At 59.3% G+C, this 10,554-nt stretch carries 9 protein-coding genes; 4 read left to right on the top strand and 5 right to left on the bottom strand.

What is annotated here, in order from left to right:
• Positions 1 to 39 precede the first annotated feature (39 nt).
• The gene (locus BN871_RS02435) at positions 40 to 219 is read right to left on the bottom strand and encodes a hypothetical protein (protein ID WP_048744240.1); all 180 of its coding nucleotides are present in this window, start codon (positions 217 to 219) and stop codon (positions 40 to 42) included.
• A 224-nt stretch (positions 220 to 443) separates the two neighbouring features.
• On the opposite strand from BN871_RS02435, the gene BN871_RS02440 reads away from it, so the two are divergent.
• Positions 444 to 854 carry a MarR family winged helix-turn-helix transcriptional regulator gene (locus tag BN871_RS02440; protein WP_048744242.1) on the top strand — a complete coding sequence of 137 codons (411 nt, stop codon included), beginning with the start codon at positions 444 to 446 and terminating at the stop codon, positions 852 to 854.
• A 42-nt stretch (positions 855 to 896) separates the two neighbouring features.
• Here BN871_RS02440 and BN871_RS02445 read toward each other — a convergent pair whose 3' ends face one another.
• The 4 genes from BN871_RS02445 to BN871_RS02460 form a co-directional block, all read right to left on the bottom strand.
• On the bottom strand, positions 897 to 2,786 hold the full coding sequence (locus tag BN871_RS02445; RefSeq protein ID WP_021879806.1) for a copper amine oxidase N-terminal domain-containing protein: 1,890 nt from the start codon (positions 2,784 to 2,786) through the stop codon (positions 897 to 899).
• A 217-nt stretch (positions 2,787 to 3,003) separates the two neighbouring features.
• The gene (locus BN871_RS02450; RefSeq protein WP_021879805.1) at positions 3,004 to 3,780 is read right to left on the bottom strand and encodes an RluA family pseudouridine synthase; all 777 of its coding nucleotides are present in this window, start codon (positions 3,778 to 3,780) and stop codon (positions 3,004 to 3,006) included.
• 4 nt (positions 3,781 to 3,784) lie between these two features.
• Positions 3,785 to 4,648, bottom strand: coding sequence for a class I SAM-dependent methyltransferase (locus BN871_RS02455; RefSeq protein ID WP_021879804.1), 864 nt, complete (start codon positions 4,646 to 4,648; stop codon positions 3,785 to 3,787).
• A 438-nt stretch (positions 4,649 to 5,086) separates the two neighbouring features.
• Positions 5,087 to 5,416, bottom strand: a complete 330-nt coding sequence (locus BN871_RS02460) for a helix-turn-helix domain-containing protein (protein ID WP_048744245.1) — start codon at positions 5,414 to 5,416, stop codon at positions 5,087 to 5,089.
• A 204-nt stretch (positions 5,417 to 5,620) separates the two neighbouring features.
• Here BN871_RS02460 and BN871_RS02465 point away from each other — a divergent pair, with 204 nt between their 5' ends.
• The 3 genes from BN871_RS02465 to BN871_RS02475 form a co-directional block, all read left to right on the top strand.
• Positions 5,621 to 7,069, top strand: coding sequence for an aldehyde dehydrogenase family protein (locus BN871_RS02465; protein WP_021879802.1), 1,449 nt, complete (start codon positions 5,621 to 5,623; stop codon positions 7,067 to 7,069).
• 334 nt (positions 7,070 to 7,403) lie between these two features.
• Positions 7,404 to 10,256, top strand: a complete 2,853-nt coding sequence (locus tag BN871_RS02470) for a 2-oxoglutarate dehydrogenase E1 component (protein WP_048744247.1) — start codon at positions 7,404 to 7,406, stop codon at positions 10,254 to 10,256.
• Positions 10,257 to 10,262: 6 nt separating this feature from the next.
• On the top strand, positions 10,263 to 10,554 hold a 292-nt coding region (locus BN871_RS02475), incomplete at its 3' end, for a biotin/lipoyl-containing protein (protein WP_048744249.1).

Raw genomic sequence — 10,554 nt, forward strand, 5'->3', positions numbered from 1 at the left:
CTCTGCCAGTTCTGTCAGCTCTGCCAGCTCTGTCTGCGCTCAGTCGAACGGCCGGTCCTCGGAAGGCTCAAGTCGGTCGATAACCTGTAAAAGCGCATCCAGCAAAACCCACATCGGAACCGGCTCATCCGGCTTCTCCAGCCAGACCGAGTCTTTGATGATTCCGTATGCGCGTATTTTGCGGATCACGGATTCCTTATGCTCTTCCACGGTTACCACCCTTTCGCCTTCGCTCGAAGTTCTTCTCTGCAGTCTATGTCAGAGTGTGTCTAATGGTTCGGAATGGTATCGATTAAGGTCTGCAATTATTAATCCGATTAACCTTTCTTTCGACATTTTCAGATGGTATAATTTAGGATAGGAATCAGCAATAGGACTTGCCCGGGCTTCCTGCGGACGAGCCTGGCCAACTGAACAGATTGGGGTTGAAGTCGTTGTCGGTTATGATTACGGAGGATTTCGCCAAATTGTGGATGAAGCTTTCAAGGGAGTGGAAAACCCATCTGGAAGACAGCCTGCTGCCGAACTTGACGGAAGGCCAGCTCAACGCGCTCGAGCTGCTGATCAAGCATCAGCCGATGAAGCCGTCCGAGCTGCTGCAGCATCTCCATACGACGCCGGCTGCCATCACGACGCTGCTCGACCGGATGGAGCGCGGCGGCCTGATCGAGCGTGGCCGGGATCTGGCCGACCGCCGGATCGTCTGGGTGACGGTTACCGAGCATGGGGAGAAGGAAGCCGCGCGCGGCATGGAAGTCAGGGAAGCCTTCATCCGCGGTGCTCTGGACCGGATCTCTTCCCACAACCAGCAGCTGCTGGTCTATCTGCTTGGCAAAGTAGCGAACGCCGGTTAAAGCCGGCGTTCGCTTTTCAATTCGGAAGCCTCGCTGCCTGCTTCAGGAAGATGATTTCGGCGGCAGCAGCTCGACCAGATACGGACGCGAGCCGTTCTCTGCTTTCATGGTGAAATAACCTTTGCCCGGCTCCAGCTTCACTTTCGTTCCATCCGGCTTGGTTCCATAAGCAGGCATGGCGAAGCGGACATCAAAGGATCCGAAAGCAAGCTTTCCCTTGAAGATCGTCAGATTGACGTTTGTAGATTTCACGGCGAGAGACGTCCAGCAGACGATCAAATCGCCGGAAGGTTCGTCGCCGCCGTTGTTTCCTTTCAAATGGACCGTCTGACCGATGACAATGGGATGGGGGGAAATGTCCATGAAAGGAAGCACCTTCAAAGCATTGAAGTCCTTGACGGCCGCAGAATCGTTCAGGACGAGGCTGTCCTTTCCTCCGGTCGCTCCGTATACGAGCTTGCTGCCGGAAGCGGCATACAGCGACGTGCCGTCCCCTTGGTTGAACGAGATGGTCATGCCGTGGAAAAACTGATCGTCGGGCACTTTGGCAACGGTCTCCCGGACTCCTTTTGCGGCGAATTTCTTCAGAATGCCGCAGACAGTGGCGATAGAGGCCTTATCGTTCGGGTTGGCTCCGTTGAGAGAGATGTAGACGGTATCGGCATCCTGCATGGAGACGGATTTGACCGTCTTGCTGGAGCAATCGGCCGCGAGCTCATCGACAGTACGCGGCTTCGGCAGGCTCTGCCGTTCCTTTTCGTAGGAAGGACGGAGGTAGGTAAGCCGTTCATAGTTGCCGTCCTTCCCGTCGAGAGAGCTGTCGTAAAAGAAGTCCAGCTGGCCGGCGCCCATATCGGCGGCCACCACCAGCCCGTCTCCCTTGGAAGGAATGCGGTAGGCATCTTCCAGGTCCTTGCCCGAAAGAAGCTTGTCGGCCAGCACCGTAACGGTATGATCCTTGAAATCGATCAAGGTCAGCAGTCCGGTCGACATTGGCCGAACAATCATATAATCCTGCCCGATGCCATGGAGGAAATAGCGGTCTTCTTTGCCGGCAAGCTCGGCCATGTCGTATGTCTTGGCGGGGAGAGCCTTTTCATCGTACAAGGCAGCGGTTCGTCCGTCCGTCAAGATGGTATAGGAGGTCAAGCCGTCCGGACCTTCAATCTGTGTGAAGCTTGCATTGTGGTCCATGAGTCCTTCATAGCCTGCTTTGGTCTGGACGGCGATCTTGCCGTCATGGAGAAGGAGGCTGTAGACGTCATAGCGGCTGCGGTCGGCTCCATAACGGTCCACAACGGTAATGACGCTGCCGTTCAGAAAAAATCCATTCCCCTCGAGGGAAACGGTGCCTTGGAAATCAGCCTCGACGCGGCCGGCGAGCGCGGCTGGGGAGCTTTCATCCTTGGACAGGTACAGATCCCCGCTGTCGCGGCTCAGCCACATCCGGTCATTGGGGATAGAGCGCTTGATATACTCATCGTTTCCCTTCAAGTGCAAGGACCGGCTGGGAGCATCCCACCAGATTTTGCTGCCGACGGCTTCCGACAGGAAGCGAAGCGGCACATAGATCTGGCTGTCGACCATCCGCAGCGGCCCGCTCAAAGGAACGGATTGTCCGTTCACCGTTGCAGCGGCCGCGCCGTAGGTCATTTTGACCGTTCTCTTCGGGTACTGCAGCGTGAAGGTTTTGGACGGAGAGTCCCAGGATACGAGGCAGCCCAGCAGCTCCCCGGATAACCGGAGAGGGAGATAAGCCGTCCCATTGTCCAGAAAGGGAGCGGTATTCGTTTTGACTATCTGTTCATTTACAATCAGCTTGATCGGCGCCGGGTCCGGGGCAGAGCCGGCAGCGTCAGCAGGGGACGGAAGCAAAGCAAAGCCCAGCAATGAAGCGGTCAGCAGCAGGCGGCTTCGGAAGCGGAACGGCATGTTATCGGATCAACTCGCTCTCGTTGGAACAGAATGGAAACAATCTTATCCTCTTCGACGCTGTCAGCTCTAAAAAGTTGCATGGCTGCTCATGCCGGCTGCGTACAAGTCCGGCTGCGGAAAAGGATAGAAGCGTTCCGGAAACGAACAACAGCGGCAGCCTTGGAGAGCTTGCTCTCCTCAGGCTGCCGCTGTTGTTGTACTATCGTCTCCGTATTTAGCGGGGTTCTGCGTTTCCTGCTTCCGCTCCGAATTCCGTTTCCAGATGCCGGGCGGCTCCGTCGAGCAGGCTGTCCTCCCAAAGGTTCCAGGGAAAGGAGCTTGGCGGACGGGAGGCGAAGGACATCCACTCCTTGCTGACGGGATGCGGAATGCCTGCTTCCGCCGACCAGAGCGCGATGTCCGCATGGCCGCTTCTGGACTTGTCTCCGCGAGGGACGGGGGCTCCGTATTTCAGGTCGGCATGGAGCGGACAGCCGATGGCAGCCATCTGCACTCGGATCTGATGAGGCCGGCCGGTATGAAGGCGGACGGCCGCCAACGCCAAGCCATCCGCCTCGCAGAGCACGGCATAGGAAAGCTTGGCTTCCTTGGCGTCTCCCCGGGGCTTGTCATAAGCCGTGACGACGTTGCGCTTCGAGTCCTTGGCCAGATAATGCTTCAGCTGTCCCTTGGACTGTGGAGGCCTTCCGTTCAGAACGGCCAAATACGTCTTGCTGAAGGTTCTCGTCCGCACGGAATCGGACAGCCGCCCGGCAGCCTTGGACGTCTTGGCGAACAGCATGACGCCTCCTACCGGCCGGTCCAAGCGGTGGACGAGCCCGAGAAACACGTTGCCGGGCTTGTCATGCCGTATTTTCAAGTCCTGCTTGAGAAGCGTGAGCATATCCTCGTCGCCGCTCTCATCCGCCTGTGACGGAATGCCAGGCGGCTTCACGACCGCGAGCAGATGGTTGTCCTCGTAAAGCACGGGAATGCCCGTAGAGGCCGCCATGCTCTCAGGCCTCCCAGCGGCCCAGGATGCCGCATGGCAGCACGAGACCGGACGCGCTGATCGGAAGGCCGATCTCGCCGCAGTTGATGCTGCCGCCGAAGCGCTTGCCTGCGGTCATATGGAGCAGGTTGTGGAGCACCTGCGGCGACAAGCCCGTCGTATAGGAGTTGATCAGCAGGAAGAGCGGGTTGTCGGTCAGTATTTCCATGCAGGATTCCAGGAAGGGGAACAAGCTGGACTCCAGCTTCCACATTTCTCCGCCCGGACCTCGTCCGTAGGACGGAGGATCCATGATGATGGCATCGTATTTGCTGCCGCGGCGCTGCTCGCGCTGCACGAATTTGAACACATCATCCGTAATGTAGCGGATGGGCCGGTCGGCCAGGCCGGACAGCTGAGCATTTTCCTTGGCCCATTGGACCATGCCCTTGGCCGCGTCGACATGGCAGACGTCGGCTCCGGCCGCTCCGGCTGCAACGGTGGCTCCGCCGGTATACGCGAACAGATTGAGCACGCGGACAGGGCGCCCTGCGCCGCGGATCTTGTCCATCATCCAGCTCCAGTTGACCGCCTGCTCCGGAAACAGTCCCGTATGCTTGAAGTTGGTCGGCTTGATGTTGAACTTCAGTTCACCGTAGGATACGGTCCATTTGTCCGGAAGCTGCTTGCGGAAATCCCATTGCCCGCCGCCGGCCGAGCTGCGGTGGTAATGGCCGTCTGCGCTCGACCAGCTGCGGCGGTCGCCCCGGTAAGGCCATATGATTTGCGGATCCGGCCGGCGCAGGGTGACATCCCCCCAGCGCTCCAGCTTGTCTCCGTCGCCAGTATCGATAAGTTCGTAGTCTTTCCATTGGTCTGCAATGTACATAGTGGTCTGCTTGGCCCCTTTGCTTCAACAATCGTCCACTTATTATATCGGGTGGCCGTTGGGGAAGCAATGAAAGCGGCAAGGAGAGGGGACATTCGCAGGAACTTGAAACGAACAGGGAGATTCCCGGAAAACGAAGGTAAAAAAAGGATTCCGGCAGCGTGGCCGATCAGGGAAGCTTAAGAGGAATAGAGAATGCTCGAACCTTTTAGAAAAGCGAAGAGCAGGAAATGGCAAGGAGATCATGAAAGGAGGCAGGAAGGAGGGCGGGCAGGAAGGCTGGAGACGGAAAAGCGGGCAGGAACGCTTGCGGCGGAAAAGCGGGTGGAGGAGAAAAAAAGCGGGTGGATTCGCTTTGAAAAGCTTAAAAGGCGTCTGAGGCGGACCCCGGCAGGGAAGCCGAAGCGCCTGCCCCTCCCGCGGCATGAAGGCAGGCGCCTATTCGGCTTGCTTGAGCACATCCATCATCCGGTCAATGGAACGCTGACGCTTCTCGGCATCCATTCCGTTCAGAATTTTCAGAATTTCGAACGTTTCCGGAGCGACCTGGGCTTCGCTTTGATTTTGCTCTCCGCCGATCATATAATCCAGGGAGACTTCAAAAAACGCGGCAAGCTTGATCAAGGTTTCATAGACAGGCTGGCGGTTATTGATTTCATAATGACTGTAGGCGGAGCGGGTAATGCCGATCTTTTTCGATACCTCCTCCTGGGACATGTTCTTGTTAAGCCGGAGTTCACGCAATCGATCTCCCATCGTCAGGGTCATGTCGGGCTGCTCCTTACTTCGTTCTAAGCGGCAGTGCCGGTTGAAGATTGCGGGCATGCGGCGGCACGGCCTCAATCAAACTTTATGATACAATATGTATCATTGTCAAGCGAACGCAAGGAGATCCTGTCGGATAACGCGAATCGCAAACACTAATTCAACGGCTGGAACCTTTGCGGGCCACATCGGAGGGAGAGGGAAGGAATGATTCAAACAACGAAGCTGTGGATTGGCGGAAAATGGGTAGAAGGAAGCCGAACCGAGCCGCTTCAAGCGCCTTATGGAGGAGAGTGCCTGGCGGAAATCGGCTATGCTTCGAAGGAGCAGGCCGTGCAAGCCGTCATCGCCGCAAGAGACGCTTTCCGCGAATTCCGTGCCGTGCCCGCCCATCGCAGAAGCTCGATCCTGTATCAGGCTGCCGATCTGCTGGAGCGCCGCAGCGCCGAAGCGGCCGAGATCGCCGCCTTGGAAGCGGGCAAGCCGATCAAGGCTGCCCGGGCCGAGATCGCGCGTACGGTGCAGACCTATCTGTTTGCCGCGGAGGCGGCGAGAAACCTGAGGGGAGAGACGATTCCGATGGACGCGGCTCCCCGCGGCGAAGGACGAAGGGCGATGCTCGGGCGAGAGCCTGTCGGCGTCGTAAGCGCGATTACGCCGTTCAACTTCCCGTTCAATCTCGTCGCCCACAAGGTCGGTCCGGCCATCGCGGCGGGCAACTCGATCGTGCTCAAGCCCGCCGAGCAGACGCCTCTATCGGCGCTGTTCCTCGCCGAGCTGTTCGAGGAAGCCGGCCTGCCGGACGGCGTACTGAACATCATCCCCGGCAGCGGCAAGGAGCTCGGGGAGACGCTTTCCTCGCATCCCGATATCGCCTTTGTCACCTTCACCGGAAGTCCGGAGGTGGGCCGGCAGATCCGGGCGCAGGCGGGTCTGCGCAAGGTGACGCTGGAGCTCGGCAGCAATTCCCCGCTGCTGATCGACCGCGGATTTTCACCGGAGGAGCTTGCGGCCATCGCCGACGAGGCGGCGGCGGGAGCTTTCGCCTACAACGGACAGGTGTGCATATCGGTGCAGCGGGTACTCGTGCATGAAGAGCATTGCGAAGCCTTCACGGAGCTGCTCGCGGAGCGCGCGCGGAAGCTGACCGCCGGAGATCCGCTGGACGAGCGGACGGACATCACTCCGCTCATCAACGCGCGGGCCGCGGAACGCCTGAAGTCTTGGCTTGAGCGGGCCAAGGAAGGCGGTGCGCGCGTGCGCTGCGGCGGGCAGTTCGACGGCTCTCTGATGATGCCGGCCGTGCTCACCGACGTGCCGGAGAACGCGGAGCTCAGCTGCGAGGAGGCTTTCGGTCCCGTTGCGGTCGTAGCGCCTTTCGGCAGCTGGGAGGAGGCGATCGCGGCGGCCAACCGATCGAGGTTCGGCCTGCAGGCAGGCGTATTCACGAAGAATATGGAGCATGCCCTGCAGGCGGCCGACCGTCTCCACTGCGGCGGCGTCATGATCAACGACGTCCCTACCTTCCGGCTCGACCATATGCCTTACGGAGGGGTCAAGGACAGCGGCAGCGGCCGGGAAGGAGTCCGGTACGCCATGGAGGAGATGACCGAGCCGAAGCTCGTCAGCTTCCGCAGCGGTTTCTTCAAGGGCTGACATGCAGTTCATGGAAGCCTTTACAGCATTTTCGGGGCGCCAGCGGCAGGGAAGAGCGGGCGGCGGCTGCACCGTTCGTCGCATTTTACGAAAGGTTGTCGACAAACATTGAATAAGCGCCGCGTTTTCTTTATAATAGAAGCACAAACGAAGCCGATCCTGTTCAATGACTCCAAGGAGCCGGGATCTTTCCCGGGCCTCCTTGACTTTCAACCTGCCATTGTCAGGCCGCCGGTTACCAAGCCGGCGGCTTTTTGCCGGGCTGATGCTTGCGAGGCGGCTTCATTGTTATCATCCGTACCAACCTTTTTCACTTAACGGAGGTAGTTGGCAAATGACCGACGAATCAAACACTAAACGGCAATGGAATGATTACTTCGGACCCAACCTGGGCTACGTCCAGGAACAGTACGAGCGCTACAGCAGCGATCCCGAATCGGTCGATCCCTCTTTCCGCGACCTGTTCGCGGAGCTGGGCGAACCGCCGGCGGACTTTGCTCCTGCAGCGGTTCACAGTGCTGCTCCGTCCGGCCAGGTTTCCGTCGACGTCTCGCTTCTGAAAAAGCTTGCCGCCGCGGAGAAGCTGGTAGGCAACATCCGCACCTACGGCCATCTGGCCGCAAACACCGATCCGCTCGGACTTCGCGCTTCCTCGGATACTCGCCTTGTCGAGCCCGCGACTTTCGATCTCACCGAGTCGGACCTCAGCCGGTTCCCGGCTTCCATCCTCTGGGATCATGCTCCAGCCAGCGTCACGAACGGCTGGCAGGCGATCCAGCAGCTTCGCAAGTCTTACACCCAATCCATCGGATTCGAATTCAGCCACGTCCATACCCAGACGGAACGGGACTGGCTCAGCGCCAAGGCTGAATCCGGCATTGCCAACTCCTCCCTGAACCCGGAAGAGCGGAAAGCTCTCCTTGACCTGCTTATTCATGTGGAACAGTTCGAAGCGTATCTGCACCGCACGTTCGTCGGCCAGAAAAGGTTCTCCGTCGAAGGCGTCGACATGCTTATTCCGGTCATCGACGAAATCGTCCGCCAATCCGTTCGGAACGGAGCCGAGCATGTCCTGATGGGCATGGCGCACCGCGGCCGCCTGAACGTGCTTGCCCATGTCCTGCGCAAGCCGTACGCGAAGATCTTCTCGGAATTCCATCATGCGCCGAACAAGGAGCTCGTTCCTTCCGAAGGCTCGATGGGCATCAACTCCGGCTGGGCCGGCGACGTGAAATACCATCTTGGCGCAGACCGCTCCATCGAAACCGGCGCCCGCATCCTGCTCGCCAACAATCCGAGCCATCTGGAGTATGTCAACTCGGTGGTCGAGGGCTTCTCCCGCGCCGCTCAGGAGGACCGCAGCAAGGCCGGCTATCCGGTGCAGGAGCTCGACAAGTCCATTGCGATCCAGGTCCATGGCGACGCCGCGTTCCCGGGAGAAGGCATTGTTGCGGAAACGCTTAACTTCACCGGTCTCGACGGCTACCGCAACGGCGGTTCCATCCATATCATCGCGAACAACCGCATCGGCTTCACGACCGACAGCAAGGATTCCCGCTCCACGCACTATGCGAGCGACCTCGCCAAAGGCTACGAAATTCCGATCGTGCATGTCAACGCGGACGATCCGGAAGCCTGCATCGCGGCCGTGCGCCTGGCTTGCGAGTACCGCAACAAGTTCAAGAAGGACTTCCTGATCGATCTTGTCGGCTACCGCCGCTACGGCCACAACGAAATGGACGATCCGGAAGGCACCCAGCCGCTCGTCTACGAGAAGGTGCGCAAGCACATGACGGTTGCGAGCCTGTACGCCGAGCGTCTCAAGGCGGAGGGAGCCCTCTCCGAGGACGAGATCAACAAGCTGATCCAGAATACGCTTCAGGAGCTTCAGGACGCCTACGACGTCATGAAGGAAAATGCGGCCAACGGCAAGCATGCCGACACGGGTCCGATTCCGGTTGCTCCGGAAAATACCGAGACGGCCGTTCCGCTCGACAAGCTGCGCGAGATCAACGCCGAGCTGCTTAAATATCCGGAGGGCTTCACCGTCTATCCGAAGCTGCAGCGCATCCTGCAGCGCCGCGGCTCCATGCTCGACCAAGGCGAAAAAGTCGACTGGGCGCTCGCCGAGACGCTGGCGTTCGCGACGATTCTTGCCGACGGCAAGCCGATCCGCATGAGCGGCCAGGATGTCGAGCGCGCGACGTTCTCGCACCGCCATATCGTCCTCAACGATCATAAGACGGGCGAGAAGTTCTCTCCGATGCACCGCTTCCCGCAGGCGAAGGCATCGTTCGCGATCCACAACAGCCCGCTGACCGAGGGCGCGGTGCTCGGGTTCGAGTACGGCTACAACGTCTTCTCGCCGGAGACGTTCACGATTTGGGAAGCCCAATACGGCGACTTCGCGAACTCCGCGCAAGTCATCTTCGACCAATTCATCTCGGCGGGGCGCACGAAATGGAAGCAGCGCTCCAGCCTCGTCATGCTGCTGCCCCACGGCTACGAAGGCCAAGGTCCGGAGCATTCCAGCGCCCGCCTCGAACGTTATCTGCAGCTGTGCGCAGAGAACAACTGGACGGTGGCGAACCTGTCCACGGCGGCCCAGTACTTCCATCTGCTCCGCCGCCAGGCTGCCTGGACCGAGCATGAGGGAGCTCGTCCGCTCGTCATGATGTCGCCGAAAAGCCTGATCCGCAATCCGCGCGTCCTATCGCCCGGCGAGGATCTTGCGAACGGCAGCTTCAAGCTCGTTCTGGAGCAGAATGGCCTTGGCGCGAAGCCGGCTGCGGTCCGGCGCCTGATTCTGTGCTCGGGCAAAGTCGCCGTCGATCTCGAGGAAGCTCTGGAATCGGCCGGCGATCAGGACTTGAGCTGGCTGCATATCGTGCGCGTGGAGCAGCTGTATCCGTTCCCGCAAAAGGAAATCGCCGAAATCATCGCCCGTTACGGCAAGCTGGAAGAAATCGTATGGGTACAGGAAGAGCCGAAAAACATGGGCGCCTGGACGTTCATGGAACCCCGCATCCGCGAAGTTGCGGGCGGCAAAGCGGTCCATTATATCGGACGCCCGGACCGTTCGAGCCCGGCAAGCGGCCACCAAGACGTTCACGCCGCCGAACAACAATCCATCATCTCGCTCTCGCTGCAGCAAAAAGCGTTGAACACGATTTTACTTGGGAGGTAGAAGCAAGTGTCTGATATCAAAGTGCCTGAATTAGGCGAATCCATCTCGGAAGCAACGATCACCAAATGGCTCAAGAAAGAAGGGGAAGCCGTAGCCCAAGGCGACCTTCTTCTGGAGCTTGAAACCGATAAGGTCAACCTGGAAATCAGCGCCGATTCCAGCGGCGTGCTGAGCAGCATCGTCAAAGGCGAGGGCGACACCGTCCTCGTCGGCGAGACGATCGGCGTCATCGGAGAGGGCGGCGCGGCCGCATCCGCACCGGCCGCCGCTCCTGCGCAGCCGGTCCAGACGGAAGCGC

Source organism: Paenibacillus sp. P22 (assembly GCF_000469945.2).
In the GTDB taxonomy this organism is placed as follows: domain Bacteria; phylum Bacillota; class Bacilli; order Paenibacillales; family Paenibacillaceae; genus Paenibacillus_O; species Paenibacillus_O humicus.